The organism is Kribbella sp. NPDC049174 (genome assembly GCF_043197365.1).
In the GTDB taxonomy this organism is placed as follows: domain Bacteria; phylum Actinomycetota; class Actinomycetes; order Propionibacteriales; family Kribbellaceae; genus Kribbella.
In genome coordinates this window covers 580,984-596,608 of sequence record NZ_JBICSZ010000004.1, presented here as the reverse complement: position 1 = coordinate 596,608, position 15,625 = coordinate 580,984, and the positions used below count along the sequence as shown (strand labels likewise).

Below are 15,625 nucleotides of genomic sequence, written 5' to 3'. Positions count from 1 at the left end.
CGAGCACGCGCAGGTGGGGCGGGGGAGAGAGCTCAGGCGGCGGCCTCGTGGAGGACGTCTCGTAGGTCGCGGGCGGCGGTGAAGCCGGCTCGGTTGGCGCCGATGGTGCTGGCTGAGGGGCCGTAGCCGATCAGGTGGATGCGAGGGTCGAGGGCGGTGTGGGTGCCGTCCATGCGGATGCCGCCGGACCGTTCGCGCAGGTGAAGGGGCGCGAGGTGGGCGAGGTCGGCGCGGAAGCCGGTGGCCCACAGGATCGCGTCGACGGACAGCGCCCGGCCGTCGGACCATTCGACGCCCTCGGGCGTGATCCGGGAGAACATCGGCTGGCGCTCGTACACCCCGCGCCGGAGCGCGCCCTGCTCCTGCTCGCGCAGGTGCAACCCGGTCACGCTCACCACGCTCCGCGGCGGCAGCCCGGCCCGCACCCGCTCCTCGACCTTCGCGACAACGCGACGCCCGTACTCCGGATTGAAATCCTCGCCCGTCCGCCACTCCGGCGGTCGCCGCGTCACCCAGGTCGTGGACGCGACCTCGGAGATCTCCGCGAGCAACTGCACCGCCGACGCACCCCCACCGACCACCAGCACGTGCTGACCCGCGAACTCCTCAGCACCTCGATAGTCCGCCGTATGCAACTGCCGCCCACCGAACGTCTCGATCCCCGGATACCAAGGAATGAACGGCCGATTCCACGTCCCGGTCGCGTTCACGATCGCCTCGGAGAAGTACGTCTCACCAGAGGTCCGCACCTCGAACAACCCGTCCACCCGCCGCACGCTCGTCACCTCCACGGGCCGTACGACAGGCAGCGAGAACCGCTGCTCGTAGTCCGCGAAGTACGCCGGCACGAAGACGTTCGCCCGTTCCGCACCGGCACTCGACGGCACCGGCACGCCCGGCAGGTTCGCGATCCCGTGCACGTCGTGCATGGTCAGCGAGTCCCACCGGTGCTGCCACGCCCCACCCGGCGCCGGATTCCGGTCCAGTACGACGACCTCGTCGTACGGCGTGAATCCCAGCCGCACCAGGTGGTAGGCAGCCGACAGCCCCGCCTGCCCCGCACCGATCACAATGACCTTCACACTCAAGGCAACATTCAGACCCCGCAGGCTCTTCCCGGGCTAGCGTGACCCGCATGGACCTGACCGCGGCGTACGGCTACCGGATGGACTGGATCGTCAGCTTCGTCGCCGTCGCCCGGTACGGCGGGTTCTCCGCGGCCGGAAAGGCCGTCTTCCGCGGTCAGTCCCGGATCAGCGAACACGTGGCCGACCTCGAACGCGCCCTCGGCGTGCAACTGTTCGACCGCACCGCCCATCCGGCCCGGCTCACCCCGGAAGGCCGGGCGTTGCTGCCGCACGCCGAGGACATCCTCAACCGGCTGCGCGACCTGTCGAGCGCAGGGGGAGAGGTCCGCTTCGGCGCCTACCCGAGCGCCGCGGCCCACCTCTTTCCCCAGGTCGTACGCCGATTGCCGAAGAACATCACGCTGCACCTGGTCGAAGGGCCGAGCATCGACCTGGAAAGCGCGCTGCTCCGCGGTGACATCGACCTGGCGATCCGCCCGGTCCACCCACTCGTCGCCGACGAGTCCCTGACGCACGAGGTGCTCTGGCGAGAGCCACTCGTCGCGGTGTTCGCCGAATCACACCCGCTGGCCGCAGCGGACACAGTCACCCTCGAGCAGTTGGCCGAGCTGCCACTCATCTCGATCGGCGAGAGCTCCGGCCCACGTCAGTTCGAATCACACCTGGCGTTCGCGTCAGCCGGCCTGAATCCCGACTCGGTCTTCCGCACCAACCAGCCGCAGACCCTGCTGTCGCTGGTCCGGCACGGCCTCGGCGTCGGTGTCACCAACGAACTCGCGGTCACCACCGCGAACCTCACCGGCGTACGGCTCGTCCCGATCGGCAACGCCGGCGTCGAGCGCCACGTCGCCCTGTTCAGGCGGCAAGGGCACCGTTCACCGGCACTCGATCAGGTCGTCGAGGTGATCAAGGCGATCACCGGATGAACTGATCGACGTAGTCAGCACCGAGGCCGTTGGACCCGTAGTGGTCGCGGCACAGCTGGATCTTGGTGAACGTGTCCTCGTACCCGATCTGGTTGCCGTCGTCGTCGACGTAGATCATCGCCCCGGAGATGTTGAAGAACGTGATCATCTCGGTGCAGTCCTCCGGCACCCGCAACGTGTGGATCTCGCCCGGCGGCTCGTACACGAACGACCCGGTCTCCGCGACCCAGTCGTGTTCGTCGTACTGCCATTTGCCCTTGATCACGTAGCCGAATACCGCGCTCGGGTGCCGGTGCCGCGACACGATGCCGGACCGGGTCACCTTGAGCAGGTTGCACCACTGCCCGGTGATCGTGTTCAGCATCAGCGGCCGGAACCACACGTCGGGCGCCTGCTGGACCCACAACCGGTCGTCCTCGGGCACCGCCGGTACGGCGATCTCCGCGGGAACACCTGCTGAAACCGGGATCATCGGAGCTCCTTCACATGCTCTGGTAGCCGCCGTCCACGGGCAGGACGGCGCCGGTGACGAATGCCGCGTCGGGGCCGGTCAGGAACGCGATCGCGCCGGCGACCTCTTCCGGCGTACCCCAACGGGCCATCGGCGTACGGGTGAGGATCCGGTCGGCGGCGACCGGATCGGCTTGCAGCGCGGAGGTGAGTTCGGTGGTGATCCAGCCGGGGGCGACCGCGTTCACCCGGATCCCTTCGGCCGCCCAGGCGACCGCGAGGGACTTGGTGAGCTGGACGATGCCGCCCTTGCTGGCGCTGTACGCCGGAACGAGTGGACCGCCGAAGTAGCTCAGCATCGAGGCGACGTTGACGATGCAGCCGCGGCCGGCCGCGAGCAGGTCGTGGGCCGCCTCGGCCGCCCGCATCGCGCCGGTGAGGTTGATCTCGACGACCTCCCGGAACACCTCGGGACGGTGCTCGTCGCCGCGCCGGATGATGCCGGCCGCGTTCACCAGTACGTCGAGCCCCTCGAGAGATCCGATCAGGTCTTCCAGGGCCTGCGGGTCGCGCAGGTCGAGCTCGTGCAACCGGGCGGACCGCCGCAGCTCGGGGGAGGCGGCCGACGTGTTCAGCCCGGCCGCGATCACGGTCGCGCCGTCGGCGGCGAGGCGGAGCGCGGTGGCCGCGCCGATACCGCTCGTACCTCCGATGACGAGTGCGGTCCGAGCCATGTCCGGCATCCTGCACCGGCCGCGCGCCCGGCACAACGAAGACCCGGACGGCGGATAGGGGTCATCCGCCGTCCGGGTTCCACTGAGGGTCAGTCACCACTGGTGTCGATGCGGCGGTGGTAGCGCTGTCCCGCCTTGCCACCGATGACCGACGCGAAGAGCGTCACCAGCACGGCCGCGCCGATCGCGATCATCCCGCCGGCGGTGAGCGTCTCATCGGTGAACGGGACGGACGGCAGGTCCACCCGGTTCAGTACGTCGTACTGCGAGCCGGCCAGCGCAGCGATCGCCGCAACGGCCAGAGTCACCAGTACGCCGATCAGCCAGACGCCGAAGCCCTGTCGCCCACCGTCGAAGCGGGCCAGCCGGCCGGCGACGTACCCGCCGTTGTAGTAGGCGATCGCCAGGATGAGCAGCAGCACCGCGCCGGAGACGATACCGATCGTTCCGGCCTCCGCCTCGGCCGCGTTCCAGTCGATCGTCAGTGCGTAGTCGACCGCTGCCGCGACCGCGCCGACGATCCCGCTGAGCAGTGCGATCAGCCCGACCGCGACCAGCCAGCCGAAGAACGCGGCACCGCCCTTGAACCCGCGGTACGCCGGGTCCACCTCGTCGGCGGCCGACGTCTTGACCCGGGCCCGGTGCAGCGGCCGCGTGGTGGTGTCGTCAGGCTCGGCTACGACCGTTCTGCCATCAAGCTGTGTGTCCGTGTCGTCCCGATACTGCTGGACCATGTCAGTTCTCCTCGCCAGACAGCCCCGTGTCGCTCCTCCGGTACCCGTCGGAACGCTGGCTATGCGTGGCGAGGCGGTAACGCCTAGTCGAGCAGGCGGTCGATCTTGTCGTGGTAGCGCCGGCCCGCCTTGCCGCCGATGATCGCGAACATGAGTGTCAGCACGACCAGTGCGGCAGCGGCGATGATGCCGCCGGTGGTGACCGTGTCGGTCGACAGCGACACGTCCGGCCGGTTCACCTCGTCGAGCAGGTCGTACTGGTTGTTCAGCAGCGCACCGGCGCCTGCGGCCAGCACGGAGAACAGGAACGCGAACATCCACACCCCGAACCCGTTCCGCCCACCGTCGAACCGCGCGAGCCGTCCGGCGACGTACCCACCGGCGTAGAAGGCCAGCGTCAGCACGAGTACGCCGACTGTCGCGGCGGTGATGCCCGCGGCACCAGGCTGAGCCTCGGCGTCGGCCCGGGTGTAGTCGAGGATCTCCGCCGTACCGAAGGCCGCCGCGGAGACGGCCAGCGTGAGCAGCACCGACATGGCGATCGCGATCAGCCAGCCGAAGAACGCCGCTCCGAACTTGAAGCCCCGGTAGGACAGCAGTTCCGGATCGACGGCCGGCTCGGGCTGTAACAAGGCCGGCGGCTGGTCCGGAATGATCGTGACGTTGCTCATCGCCCGGTGCGCCGCCGCCCGTGCCTCCTCGTACCTCTTGGTGGTGGTCGCGTCGGCGTCGTCAGGCACCTGCATCGTGGCGGTGACAGGCTGCGTCGCGGTGGCGGTGTCGCCGTACTGCTGGACCATTCCGCTTCTCCTCACTGATCAGCTCCGCGCGGTCCCTACCCGCCCGGGCTGCGTCTGACACAGCCGGACGGTGGATTTAACCGGCCTCTGGCGCAAAGTCACTCCCTGTCGCCGGGTATCGGCGGGGAGTGAAGACCAGAGGTCCGGCCGGGCGGGGCACGGTGCGGGTCTGCGACGACCCGATCACCAGGAGGCAGCGCATGTCAACCGCCTCCGGGTCCAGTGCGGCGAGCGTTGTGACGGTGATCGCTTCCTCTTGACCGCCCACGTCGCGGCCGACGATGACCGGCGTACTCGGCGAACGGTGTTCGAGGAGCAGGTCGCGGGTGGCAGCAACCTGCCAGGTGCGGGACTTCGAGGCGGGGTTGTAGATCGCGATCGCCAGGTCCGCCGCGGCGGCCGCGGACAGCCGCTGGGCAATCACGTCCCACGGCTTGAGCCGGTCCGACAGCGACAGGACACAGTAGTCGTGCCCGAGTGGTGCTCCCACCCGGCTGGCGACGGCCTGGGCGGCGGTCATGCCGGGCAGCACGCGTACGGCGATGTCGGCGTACTCAGGCTCGGACGCGACCTCCGTGACCGCACTGGCCATCGCGAAGACCCCCGGGTCACCGGACGAGACCACAACCACCTTGGAGCCCTTGCGCGCGAGGTCCAGGGCGAAGGCGGCCCGCTCGGACTCGACCCGGTTGTCCGAGCCGTGCTTGCGCTGCCGAGCCCGGTCCGGCAGCCGGTCGACGTACGGGCCGTAGCCGATCAGGTCGTCGGCACCTGCGATCGCCGCACGCACCTCAGGCGTCATCCACTCCGGTCCGGCCGGTCCGAGGCCCACGACGGTCACCGAGCCCTCCGCCTCGGTCCTGGTCGTCGGCGCGGAGAACGTGTTGTTGATCGGGCTGGGGAGCAGAGCAAGGGAGAAGTACGGCACCTCGTCCGGGTCCACGTCAGCCAGGGGAGCGGTGCGCTGGGCCTCGGTGGTGGCGCGTTCGACGTACCAGGCCTCGTCTGCCCGGCCGGCGAGCTCGAACGCCTCTCGCACGTTGGCGAACGTCCGCCCGAGCTTCATCACGGCTGCTGCGTCGGTGTTGCGCAGGCGATCTGCCAGTACGTCGGGCGGCAGCGTGCCGGGCAACACGGTGAGGATCTCGTCCCGCTCACACAACGGCCGTCCGAGGACGGCGGCCGCCGCGCTCACCGACGTGACCCCGGGAACCACCTCACACGGGTACCGGTCGGCCAGCCGCTTGTGCATGTGCATGTAGGACCCGTAGAACAGCGGATCCCCTTCCGCCAGTACGACGACGTCGCGGCCGGCATCGAGATGCGCCGCGAGCCGGGCAGCGCAGTCGGTGTAGAAGTCGTCCATCGCACCCTGATAGCCACCGGGGTGGTCGGTCGTCTCGGTGGTCAGCGGGTAGACGAGGTGTTCCTCGAGCTGCCCCTCACGCAGGTACGGCGCCGCGACCGACCGGGCGATGCTGCGGCCGTGCCGCGCACTGTGGAACGCGATCACGTCCGCCGCGCCGATCAGCCGGGCCGCCTTCACCGTCACGAGTTCGGGGTCGCCCGGGCCGAGCCCGACACCCCACAGCTGTCCCGTCACTCTGCCTCACTCGCGATCGCGTTGACGGCGGCCGCGGTGATCGCGCTGCCGCCCCGGCGGCCCTTGACGATGAGGTACTCCAGGCCGAGGCCGTTCGCCGCCAGCGCGTCCTTGGACTCGGCCGCGCCGATGAACCCGACCGGGATGCCGAGGATCGCGGCCGGTCGCGGCGCACCTTCGGCGATCAGGTCGAGCAGCCGGAACAGCGTGGTCGGAGCGTTGCCGATAGCAACAACCGAGCCTTCCAGGTGGTCGTGCCAGAGGGCGACGGCGGCGGCGCTGCGGGTGGTCTGCAGGCTCTCCGCCAGCTGGACGGTTCGTGGGTCCTGCAAGGTACAGATGACCTGGTTGTCCGCGGGAAGGCGCTTCCGGGTGATGCCGGCCGCCACCATCTGGGCGTCACACAGGATCGGTGCGCCGTCCTGCAGTGCGGCCCGCGCGTTCTTGACCACGTTGGGCGAGTTGCGGATGTCCGCGACCAGGTCGGTCATGCCGCAAGCGTGGATCATCCGTACGGCGACCCGCGCGACGTCAGCCGGGAGGCTGCTGAGCCCTGCCGCTGCCTCAGTCCGGATCGTCGCGAACGACTGCCGGTAGATCTCGGCCCCGTCCTTCACATACTCGTGGTTCACTGCAGTCCCATCCGCTCACCGTCGATCACGTAGCCGTTGCCGATAGCAAGCACGTCGACGAACTCGCCGGCCGGCTTGCCGCACCGCCGGTCACACCCGGACCAGTGCATCGGCCGTCCGTGCCGGGGCAACTTCGGCGTCACCCGCCGCGCGTCCGCCCGGACATCCGCCAGCGCCTTCGCGCACCCGGGCTGACCAGCACACGCTGTCACACCGTTCCAGGGCGAGTCGGCCTTTGTGACCAACCCAACCTCGTCCAGCCGCTCACTCGGGTCCCCTGACAGCCCCGGCAGTACGACGGACCGCCACGGCGTGATCCGGACCTGCCCTGCGGAGACCTGCTGGAGTGCGTCGGCTTGTTCAGGGCCAAGACTCCCCAGCGGCACGGTCACCACCAGCGCACACTTCCCGTCAACCTGTGCATGCACCCCAGGCACCAGAGCGGATGTTTCACCCTGGTCCGCTCCGGTGCGGTCCAGTCCTAGTCTGTCGAGGATCCGGCTCGCTCCGTCGTCCAACTCCGCGACCCGCCAGGCCTGCGACCCCTGCGCCGTACGCTCCACCAGGAACGACTCCGATGCGGCGACCATCGCCTCAGCCGCCTCGCCCCAGCCCACGCGCACTCCGAGCCCACCCAGGCTCAGGACCGCTTCGCGCTCGTCCACCGCCCGGACCAAGACATCCGCTTGCACGCCGCGCAGATCCCCGCGCCCGTCGTCCAGCGCGAACAAGAACCGCCCCGGCAGCTCCGCAAGCCCCGGACGCGAGCACAACGCCCGGTCCACCGCAGCAGCCACCGGCAGTACGTCGTACCGGCTCTCGAGGTCCAGTCCTGACAGCGGTGACGCCAGGATGTTCCGCACCCGCTCGTGCGTGATCGAGGGCAGCAGTCCGGCGTCGTACAGCCGCTCCGACAGCTCCCGCGGCCCGTCCGCCGACAGTCCTCTGACCTGCACGTTTCCTCGCGAGGTGAGCTCCAGCCGGCCGTTACCGAGCTGCTGGGCGGCGATCCGCAGTACTTCGAGCTGATCGGCCGTCAGCACTCCGCCCGGGACGCGTACGCGGGCCAGGCCTCCGTCGGCCGCCTGGTGCACCGCCAGTACGCCGGGGCACCGGTCCGTCTGAGTCCTCGCCACAGCCGAGATGCTACGTGCCCGGCTCGTGCTGTGCTCTGGACCACAGCAGTACTCCGGCCATCAGCAGCGCGCACACGCCGCCACACACCATCGCCACCGACACAGACCACGCGTCGACGACCAGCCCGCCGAGCAGCGCGCCGACGGACAGCGTGGCTTGGAAGGAGGACGTGAACAGCACCGTGGCTGCCTCCCGTGCGTGCGGGACGGCCCGGGCGAACCAGCTCATCGAGCACACCGGCACACCGCCGTACCCGAGACCCCACACCACGAGGAGCAGCAGTGCTCCCGTCGTACTGCGTCCTACGAATGGCAACAGGAGTGTGGCGGCGGCGATGAGGCCTGCGCAGGTCAGGAACGTTGCTCGCAGGTGTCGTCCGGCGGTGACCCCGGCGACGAGGTTGCCGACCAGGCCGGCCACGCCGTACACCAGCAGCAATCCACTGATCAGCTCCGGCTGCATGAACTCTCTCAGGAAGGTCGTGATGTAGGTGTACGTGCCGAAGTGGGCGGTCACGATCAGACAGGTGAGTACCAGCGCCAGTGCGGTCTCCCGCCGGCGTAACGCGTCCCGCAGTACCGCTGGACGCGTGACCTGCAGCGGAGGCAGCCGCGGCACGAAGGCATACAACCCGCCCAGCACGGCCAGCGTCAGCACACCGAGTACGACGAACGACGCGCGCCAGCCTGCGAGCTCACCGAGGAAGGTCCCCGCTGGTACGCCGAGCACCGACCCCAACGGCACCGCCGAGAAGATGACTGCGGTCGCTCGCACCGCGGATCGCTCCGCCACCAACCTCCCGGCGAGCCCGGCGCCGATCGACCAGAACCCGCCGATCACCATCCCGACCAGCACTCGCGACACCAACTCCAGCCAATAGACCGTCGCGGCCGCCGCCAGAAAGTCGGCTGCCGCCAGCAGTGCCATCAACACGCACAACATCACCCGCCGATCGAGCCGCGCCGTCACCACGGTCACCACCGGCGCCGCAACAGCAGCCACCAGGCCCGGCATCGTCATCAACCACCCGGTCCGCCCCGCCGACAACCCGAAACTGCTCCCCATCGGCCCGAGCAACCCGACCGGCAACATCTCCGCAGTAACAATCGAAAAGATCCCCAACGTCATCCCCACCACCCCCAACCACTCCCGAACCCCACTCCGCCCTCGCACCACCACAACCGTCATGCCCACCAGCCAACCCGCCGCGGCCCCTGGGAACTCGCGGTTTCCCGCCACAGCCGTCCACGTCGCATTCCCGCCAGCCACCTTTGTCGGAGGCGAGTGGGAGGCTCGGCGATCGACGGCGCCCGCGGAGGATGATCCATCACGGGATCATCTGCCACCGGATAATCCCGCGCTATCCTCCGAGGTATGGCGAAAACCCCACTCCGCACGGTCCCTGACCTCACCGGTTATCTCACCCACGCCGGTCATGTCCTCGAGACCCAGCTGTCCGCCGCGCTGGCCGACGTCGGGCTGACGCTGCGGATGCAGTGCGTCCTGCGGCACGCGCTCGAGGCGGAGCGGACCCAGATCCAGATCGCCGAACTGGCCTACCTGGACAAGACGACCATGGTCGTCACCGTCGACGCGCTCGAGAAGGCCGGGTACGCCGAACGCAAACCGTCCGCGACCGACCGCCGGGCCCGGATCATCGCCGTCACCGAAGCCGGCGCCGCGATCGCTCAGGAAGGCCAGCGGATCGTCGACCGCGTGCACGCCGAGGCCCTCGAGGTGCTCGCCGCCGCGCAACGCAAGCCGTTCGTCGACGCACTCCAGGAGCTGGTCGACGGCCACCTGTCCACCCCGGTCGAGGCGCAGCCGGTACGACGGGCCCGCCAGCGCACAAGCTGATCCACTAAAAGCGCAGCCGGTACGACGGGCGCGCCAGCGCACAAGCTGATCCGCCAAAAGATCGTCTGCTACAGAACTATCTGTTATGGTCGTTTTCATGACGACCGCTTCGGCAACCTCCTCAACGACGACCGACCACCCGGCCCCGAACCGGGTCAAAGCCTTGATCGTGCTGTGCGTGATGCAGCTGATGATCATCCTCGACGGGACCGTGGTGACCGTCGCGCTGCCGACGATTCAAGGCGACCTCGGCTTCTCGCAGGCCGGTCTGGCGTGGGTGATGAACTCCTACCTGATCGCCTTCGCCGGCCTCCTGCTGCTGGCAGGCCGGATCGGTGACCTGATCGGCAGCAAGCGGGTCTTCCTCGCCGGCCTGGGCCTGTTCACCGCCGCGTCACTGCTGTGCGGTGTTGCCACCAGTGCGGAGGTCCTGATCGCCGGGCGCTTCCTGCAAGGCGTCGGCGGCGCACTGGCCTCCGCGGTGATCCTCGGCATGATCGTCGCCCTCTTCCCAGCGCCGGGCGAGCAGGCCCGCGCGATGGGCTTCTACGGCTTCACCTCAGCCAGCGGTGCGTCCATCGGCCTCATCCTCGGCGGCGTGATCACCCAGACGGTCGGCTGGCACTGGGCGTTTCTCATCAACGTTCCGATCGGTATCGTCTCACTGGTGCTCGCAGTCCGGCTGCTGACGGGGGAGCGCGGTCTGGGTCTCGGCAAGGGTGCTGATGTCCTCGGCGCCGTCCTGGTGACCGCTGGCCTCTCCCTGGGCGTCTACACCATCGTGCAGACCGCCGAGCCCCACGCGGAGCTGCCGCGCACGCTGGTCCTCGCGGCGATCTCGCTGCTCTTGCTGGCATGCTTCGTACTCCGTCAGGCGCGGGCCACGAACCCGCTGCTCTCCTTGCACATCTTCCGTAACCGTCAGGTGAGCGTTTCCAACCTCGTGGTCGTCCTGCTCTTCGCAGCCGGCTTCGGTTTCCAGTTCATGACTGCGCTCTACCTGCAGCGAGTGCTGGGCTATGACTCGCTGACCACCGGTCTGGCCTTCCTCCCGGCGCCGCTGATGGGAGCGGTGATGTCCCTGTTCGTCGCACCGCGGCTGATCGTCCGCTTCGGCGGGCGCACGATGCTGCTGGCCGGACTCACCGCGTTCCTGCTGGCACTGCTCTGGCTCAGCCAAGCACCGGTCGATGGCTCGTACGTCGTCAACGTCGCGCCAGTGCTCACGGTGATGGGCATCGGCGTCGGTGTGGGTATCCAGTCGGCCATCCTGCTGGCCATGTCCGGCGCTGAGCCGGGCGACGCCGGACTTGCCTCCGGCCTCAACAACACCGCACAACAGGCCGGTGCGGCCGTCGGTACCGCCGTACTGGCGACACTGGCCGCGTCTACCACGACAAGCCGGCTGAGCGAAGGTGCAGACGGCGTACTGGCTCTCCGCGACGGCTACAGCGCCGCCTTCATCGCAGCAGCCGGGTTCGTGGTCGCTGCACTTGTCCTGACCACAACCCTGCTCCGCACACCGCAGAAGTGACAGCAGCGCCCGGTCCCGTCGTTGCCGACGGCACCGGGCTCCACTGCTGCCGGCCGTGAGTCAGTTGATACCTGCCCAGAACGTGACTGCATGGACACCGATTCGACCCGACGGCCAGATCGCCTACACCTTTGGTCTAGGTATGCCTTCTCAACAGATAGGTGTCCATGATCCAGCCCTTGCGGTCGCGGGCCTCGGCGCGGACCTTCTCGATCTCGCCGGCCACCTCACGCAACGGCCCGGAGATCAGGATCTCGTCGGGGGTGCCGAGGTACGCGCCCCAGTAGATGTCGGCGTCCTGATCGAGGTGCTCGGTGAACGCGGTCTGCGCGTCGAGCATCACCACCACGTCGTCCACGTCCTCCGGCCACGCCTTCGCCAGCCGCCGCCCGGTGGTGATCTGGATCGGTCGGCCGACCTGGTTCAGCCCGACCCGGTGCCGCGCCGCCAGCGTCGACACGCTGCTGATCCCCGGGATCACCTCGATCTCGAACGCCAGTTCACCCCGCGCCAGGATGTCGTCCAGGATCGCCAGCGTGCTGTCGTAGAGGGACGGATCACCCCAGACCAGGAACGCACCCACCTGGTCCTCGCCGAGCTCGGACGCGATCATGCCCGCGCACACGTCGGCCCGGCGGCGACGCCAGTCGTCGACGGCCTCGACGTACGCGCTGGTGGTCCGGTCCCGCTCGGGATCGCGGCCGACGACGACCCGGTAGTCCTTGTCCTTGGCGTACCGGCGCAGGATCTCCTCGCGCAGGTCGACGAGTTCCTGCTTGACCTCGCCCTTGTCCAGCACGAAGAACACGTCGACCCGGTTCAGCGCCGACACGGCCTGCATCGTCACCTGCTCCGGATCGCCCGCTCCGACCCCAACCACCACGATCTCCCGCATGCGGCAGACCTTACGTCAGACCCTCAGCAGGAGTACGGCGGCGATGACGGTTCCGACCACTGCGCCGCCGTAACACAGTGCCACGATCGGTACGGCGTACCGCTTCAGTTGCAGCCCGTCGTACAGGGTGAAGCGGAAGCGGTGGGCCCAGTGGAAGAGCGCCAGCGTGCACAGTCCGAACAGCACCAGTCGGGTGATCGGATTCCGCAATATGGCGAACACGTGCGAGTGATCCGGCGGCGACAGCAGGTCCAGCGGGAACGCGATGCCGAACAGGAACAGCAGGATCGGGATCATCAGCGCGGCGACCATGCCACCGGAGCTGAACAGCAGCCAGAGCAGCGGTTCGGGAGCAGGACGGCGGCCGCTCATCGCAGCACCAGCCAGGCGACGATTGCCGAGAGCACCAACCAGGCCAGGTAGTGCGCGGCCACGACCTGAGCCGGTGGCAGGCGCCGCCCGCGGACCTTGATCACCATCGCCCGCGGCGCCAAGCCGAACCAGGTGATCGCGTGCAACAGGATGAACAGCATCGCGATCACGTTGATCGCGAGGACCCACCACTGACCGCTCCAGTCGAGGAAGTCCTGGTACGACGCCGCGCCGTCGCTCACCGCCTTCACCAGCAGCAGCAGGTACACCACGAACCACGCGACGAAGACACTGCTCAGCTCACGCAGTACGAACAACAAGTAGGACCGGCGCTCGAGCCACCAGAACAGAGCCAGCGGTCGCTGGTAGGTGCTCATCGCCGACTCCGTGGCATCAGCAGGTCCTTGATCGACTGCGTTGCCGCGGTCAGCTTGTATCGCTGGATCGCACCCGCCGGGTCCACCCCCTTCGGGCACGCCGCGCTGCATTCACCGACGAACGTGCAGGCCCAGATCCCTTCCGGCGACGACAGTACCTCGCGACGCTCCTCGGCCCCCTCGTCCCGCGAGTCGAGGTTGTACCGCTGGGCCAGCGCGATTGCCGCCGGTCCGATGAACTCCGGTTCGAGGCTGTACACCGGGCAGGCCGAATAGCAGAGCATGCAGTTGATGCACATGCTGAACTGCTTGTACTCGTCCAGTTCCTCCGGCGTCTGCAGGTACTCGCCTTCCTCGACCGGGCTGTGCACCTCCCGGATCAGCCATGGCTTGACCTTCGGCAGCTTGGTCATGAAGTCGTCGATGTCGATGACCAGGTCGCGGATCACCGGGAAGTTGCGCAACGGCTCGACCCGCACCGGACCGGGTGCGTAGTCGGTCAGGAAGGTCGCACAACTGAGCTGCGGCTCGCCGTTCACGGTCATCCCGCAGCTGCCGCAGATCCCCATCCGGCAGGACCAGCGGAACGACAACGTGCCGTCCAGATGGTCCTTGATGTACGACAGACCGTCGAGAACGGCCCAGTGCTCGCGTAGCGGCACCTGGTAGGACTGCATCACCGGTTCGGACTCCAGCTCGGGCCGGTAGCGCGCGACCTCGAGGGTGATCTCGTCTGCCATCCCTACCTCCCGTAGACCCGTTCCCCTGGTGGCCAGCGGGTGATCGTCACCGGCAGGTACGTGATGCGGCTCGTTCCGTCCGGCTCACGTCGTACCAGCGAATGCGCCAGGTACCGCTCGTCGTCGCGGTCCGGGAAGTCGATGCGCTGATGTGCTCCGCGCGACTCCTCCCGGAGCAGGGCGCAAGCGATGATGCTCTCGGCAACGTCCAGCATGAACCCGAGTTCGAGCAGTGCGATCAGTTCGGTGTTGAAGTTCGTGCTGTGATCGTCGATCGCCGCATGGGCGAACCGCAGTTGCAGCTCCTTGAGCTGGTCGGCCGCCTTCGCCAGCGAGTCGCGGTCGCGATAGATCCCGGCGCCGTTCTCCATCGTGGTCTGCATCTCGGTGCGGATGTCCGCGATCCGCTCGTGCCCGTCGGCGTGCCGGGACAGTTCCCCGGTCAGCCGGCGGACCTCGTCCCGACCCTGCGCTTCGACAGCCTTGGGTACGACGTTCCGGTACCGGCCGGCGAACACGGCCGCGGCCCGGCCGGCCCGGTTGCCGAAGACCAGGCATTCGGGCAGCGAGTTCGAACCCAGCCGGTTCGCGCCGTTGATGCTGACACAGGCGACCTCGCCGGCGGCGTACAGACCGTCGAGTGACGTCGCGCCGCGGATGTCGGTGTGGATGCCGCCCATCATGTAGTGCACGACCGGGCGGACCGGCACGAGTTCCTTGACCGGGTCGATGTTCTGGTACTTCGAGCACAGCTCCCGGACGAACGGCAATTTCGCGTCGATCAGCTTCGCGCCCAGATGCCGCAGGTCCAGGTTCACGATCGGCCCGTACGGCGTATCGATCGTGTTCCCCTTGTCCATCTCGTGCACGAACGCCTGTGACAACCGGTCCCGCGGGCCGAGTTCCATGCTGCGCAGGACCGGTGTCGGTGACGGCGTACCGAGGTCGTAGTCCTGCAGGTAGCGGTAGCCGTCCTTGTTGAGCAGCCAGCCGCCTTCCGCCCGAGCCGCCTCGGTGATGAGGATGCCGGTGAACGGCAGACCGGTTGGGTGGTACTGGACGAACTCCATGTCCTTGAGCGCCGCGCCGGCCCGGTAGGCGAGTGCCATCCCGTCGCCGGTCTTGATGTTGGCGTTCGTGGTGAACGGGTAGACCCGGCCGCATCCACCGGTGCACACGATCACCGCGCTGGCCGTGATGGTCTCGATCCGCCCGGTCGCCAGTTCGATCGCGACCACGCCGTACGCGCGTCCGTCGTCCTCCAGGATCTTGGTCACGTACCACTCGTCGTACCGGACGATGTCGGTGTACGAGAGCGCGGTCTGGAACAGCGTGTGCAGCAGGTGGAACCCGGTCCGGTCCGCGGCGAACCAGGTGCGCATCTTCTTCATGCCGCCGAACGCCCGGACAGCGATCCGACCGTCCGGCTGCCGGCTCCACGGGCATCCCCAGTGCTCGAGCCGGAGCAGTTCGCGCGGCGCCTCGGCCACGAACGCCTCGACTGCGTCCTGGTCGCACAACCAGTCGCTGCCGGAGACCGTGTCGTACGCGTGCTCGTCCAGTGTGTCGTCGTCGGCGGCAACGGCCGCGGCACCGCCCTCGGCGGACACCGTGTGGCTGCGCATCGGATAGACCTTGGAAACGACCGCCACCCGCAACGCGGGATTGGTCTCCGCCACCGCAATGGCAGCCCGCAACCCCGCGCCGCCGCCCCCGATCACCACGACGTCGTGAAAAGTGGTCACC

General features: G+C 68.5%; 17 protein-coding genes. 3 read left to right on the top strand and 14 right to left on the bottom strand.

The features are described from left to right. Positions 1–32: 32 nt before the first annotated feature. Positions 33–1,082: an FAD-dependent oxidoreductase gene (locus ACGFIF_RS24790; RefSeq protein ID WP_393157613.1), complete on the bottom strand. Its 1,050-nt coding sequence runs from the start codon at positions 1,080–1,082 to the stop codon at positions 33–35. Between the two features lie 53 nt (positions 1,083–1,135). On the opposite strand from ACGFIF_RS24790, the gene ACGFIF_RS24785 reads away from it, so the two are divergent. After that, positions 1,136–2,014 (top strand): LysR family transcriptional regulator, encoded by an 879-nt coding sequence (locus tag ACGFIF_RS24785; RefSeq protein ID WP_393157611.1) that lies wholly within the window; start codon positions 1,136–1,138, stop codon positions 2,012–2,014. On the opposite strand, the gene ACGFIF_RS24780 is transcribed toward ACGFIF_RS24785, so the two are convergent. From ACGFIF_RS24780 to ACGFIF_RS24745, 8 genes are all read right to left on the bottom strand, one after another. After that, the gene (locus ACGFIF_RS24780; protein WP_393157610.1) at positions 2,004–2,486 is read right to left on the bottom strand and encodes a 2,4'-dihydroxyacetophenone dioxygenase family protein; all 483 of its coding nucleotides are present in this window, start codon (positions 2,484–2,486) and stop codon (positions 2,004–2,006) included. The genes ACGFIF_RS24785 and ACGFIF_RS24780 overlap by 11 nt on opposite strands. 10 nt (positions 2,487–2,496) lie before the next feature. Beyond that, a complete protein-coding gene (locus ACGFIF_RS24775) occupies positions 2,497–3,198 on the bottom strand; it encodes an SDR family NAD(P)-dependent oxidoreductase (RefSeq protein WP_393157608.1) in 702 nt (233 codons plus the stop codon). Between the two features lie 89 nt (positions 3,199–3,287). After that, positions 3,288–3,932 carry a hypothetical protein gene (locus tag ACGFIF_RS24770; protein ID WP_393157606.1) on the bottom strand — a complete coding sequence of 215 codons (645 nt, stop codon included), beginning with the start codon at positions 3,930–3,932 and terminating at the stop codon, positions 3,288–3,290. 83 nt (positions 3,933–4,015) lie between these two features. Beyond that, positions 4,016–4,732, bottom strand: a complete 717-nt coding sequence (locus tag ACGFIF_RS24765) for a hypothetical protein (protein ID WP_393157604.1) — start codon at positions 4,730–4,732, stop codon at positions 4,016–4,018. Between the two features lie 76 nt (positions 4,733–4,808). After that, positions 4,809–6,335 carry a precorrin-2 C(20)-methyltransferase gene (locus tag ACGFIF_RS24760; protein WP_393157603.1) on the bottom strand — a complete coding sequence of 509 codons (1,527 nt, stop codon included), beginning with the start codon at positions 6,333–6,335 and terminating at the stop codon, positions 4,809–4,811. Then, complete coding sequence (locus tag ACGFIF_RS24755) at positions 6,332–6,967, bottom strand: precorrin-8X methylmutase (RefSeq protein ID WP_393157602.1); 636 nt, start codon at positions 6,965–6,967, stop codon at positions 6,332–6,334. Before ACGFIF_RS24755 ends, ACGFIF_RS24760 begins: the two co-directional genes overlap by 4 nt. Then, positions 6,964–8,103, bottom strand: coding sequence for a precorrin-3B synthase (cobG, locus tag ACGFIF_RS24750; protein WP_393157601.1), 1,140 nt, complete (start codon positions 8,101–8,103; stop codon positions 6,964–6,966). Before cobG ends, ACGFIF_RS24755 begins: the two co-directional genes overlap by 4 nt. Before the next feature lie 10 nt (positions 8,104–8,113). Next, a complete protein-coding gene (locus ACGFIF_RS24745) occupies positions 8,114–9,232 on the bottom strand; it encodes an MFS transporter (RefSeq protein ID WP_393157599.1) in 1,119 nt (372 codons plus the stop codon). Between the two features lie 246 nt (positions 9,233–9,478). Between ACGFIF_RS24745 and ACGFIF_RS24740 the strand changes: the two genes are divergently transcribed. Both ACGFIF_RS24740 and ACGFIF_RS24735 read left to right on the top strand, forming a co-directional pair. Then, positions 9,479–9,961 carry a MarR family winged helix-turn-helix transcriptional regulator gene (locus tag ACGFIF_RS24740; RefSeq protein WP_393157598.1) on the top strand — a complete coding sequence of 161 codons (483 nt, stop codon included), beginning with the start codon at positions 9,479–9,481 and terminating at the stop codon, positions 9,959–9,961. 97 nt (positions 9,962–10,058) lie between these two features. Beyond that, on the top strand, positions 10,059–11,495 hold the full coding sequence (locus ACGFIF_RS24735; protein WP_393157596.1) for an MFS transporter: 1,437 nt from the start codon (positions 10,059–10,061) through the stop codon (positions 11,493–11,495). A gap of 136 nt (positions 11,496–11,631) precedes the next feature. Here ACGFIF_RS24735 and cobF read toward each other — a convergent pair whose 3' ends face one another. Genes cobF through frdA form a run of 5 tightly spaced genes read right to left on the bottom strand, consistent with a single transcriptional unit; the run spans position 11,632 to position 15,624 of the window. Further along, the gene (gene cobF / locus ACGFIF_RS24730) at positions 11,632–12,390 is read right to left on the bottom strand and encodes a precorrin-6A synthase (deacetylating) (RefSeq protein WP_393157594.1); all 759 of its coding nucleotides are present in this window, start codon (positions 12,388–12,390) and stop codon (positions 11,632–11,634) included. Between the two features lie 15 nt (positions 12,391–12,405). Beyond that, complete coding sequence (gene frdD, locus ACGFIF_RS24725; RefSeq protein WP_393157592.1) at positions 12,406–12,762, bottom strand: fumarate reductase subunit FrdD; 357 nt, start codon at positions 12,760–12,762, stop codon at positions 12,406–12,408. Next, on the bottom strand, positions 12,759–13,139 hold the full coding sequence (locus ACGFIF_RS24720; RefSeq protein ID WP_393157591.1) for a fumarate reductase subunit C: 381 nt from the start codon (positions 13,137–13,139) through the stop codon (positions 12,759–12,761). The genes frdD and ACGFIF_RS24720 overlap by 4 nt, the downstream gene beginning before the upstream one ends. Then, complete coding sequence (locus tag ACGFIF_RS24715; protein ID WP_393157590.1) at positions 13,136–13,879, bottom strand: succinate dehydrogenase/fumarate reductase iron-sulfur subunit; 744 nt, start codon at positions 13,877–13,879, stop codon at positions 13,136–13,138. Before ACGFIF_RS24715 ends, ACGFIF_RS24720 begins: the two co-directional genes overlap by 4 nt. 2 nt (positions 13,880–13,881) lie before the next feature. After that, positions 13,882–15,624 carry a fumarate reductase (quinol) flavoprotein subunit gene (gene frdA / locus ACGFIF_RS24710; protein ID WP_393157588.1) on the bottom strand — a complete coding sequence of 581 codons (1,743 nt, stop codon included), beginning with the start codon at positions 15,622–15,624 and terminating at the stop codon, positions 13,882–13,884. Between the last annotated feature and the right edge of the window lies 1 nt (position 15,625).

Coding starts and splice junctions, on each gene's coding strand:
- ACGFIF_RS24785 (WP_393157611.1), top strand. CDS start 1,136: ATGGACCTGACCGCGGCGTACGGCTACCGGATGGACTGGATCGTCAGC.
- ACGFIF_RS24770 (WP_393157606.1), bottom strand. CDS start 3,932: ATGGTCCAGCAGTATCGGGACGACACGGACACACAGCTTGATGGCAGA.
- ACGFIF_RS24780 (WP_393157610.1), bottom strand. CDS start 2,486: ATGATCCCGGTTTCAGCAGGTGTTCCCGCGGAGATCGCCGTACCGGCG.
- ACGFIF_RS24775 (WP_393157608.1), bottom strand. CDS start 3,198: ATGGCTCGGACCGCACTCGTCATCGGAGGTACGAGCGGTATCGGCGCG.
- cobF (WP_393157594.1), bottom strand. CDS start 12,390: ATGCGGGAGATCGTGGTGGTTGGGGTCGGAGCGGGCGATCCGGAGCAG.
- ACGFIF_RS24740 (WP_393157598.1), top strand. CDS start 9,479: ATGGCGAAAACCCCACTCCGCACGGTCCCTGACCTCACCGGTTATCTC.
- frdD (WP_393157592.1), bottom strand. CDS start 12,762: ATGAGCGGCCGCCGTCCTGCTCCCGAACCGCTGCTCTGGCTGCTGTTC.
- ACGFIF_RS24745 (WP_393157599.1), bottom strand. CDS start 9,232: ATGACGTTGGGGATCTTTTCGATTGTTACTGCGGAGATGTTGCCGGTC.
- ACGFIF_RS24765 (WP_393157604.1), bottom strand. CDS start 4,732: ATGGTCCAGCAGTACGGCGACACCGCCACCGCGACGCAGCCTGTCACC.
- ACGFIF_RS24720 (WP_393157591.1), bottom strand. CDS start 13,139: ATGAGCACCTACCAGCGACCGCTGGCTCTGTTCTGGTGGCTCGAGCGC.
- ACGFIF_RS24735 (WP_393157596.1), top strand. CDS start 10,059: ATGACGACCGCTTCGGCAACCTCCTCAACGACGACCGACCACCCGGCC.
- ACGFIF_RS24715 (WP_393157590.1), bottom strand. CDS start 13,879: ATGGCAGACGAGATCACCCTCGAGGTCGCGCGCTACCGGCCCGAGCTG.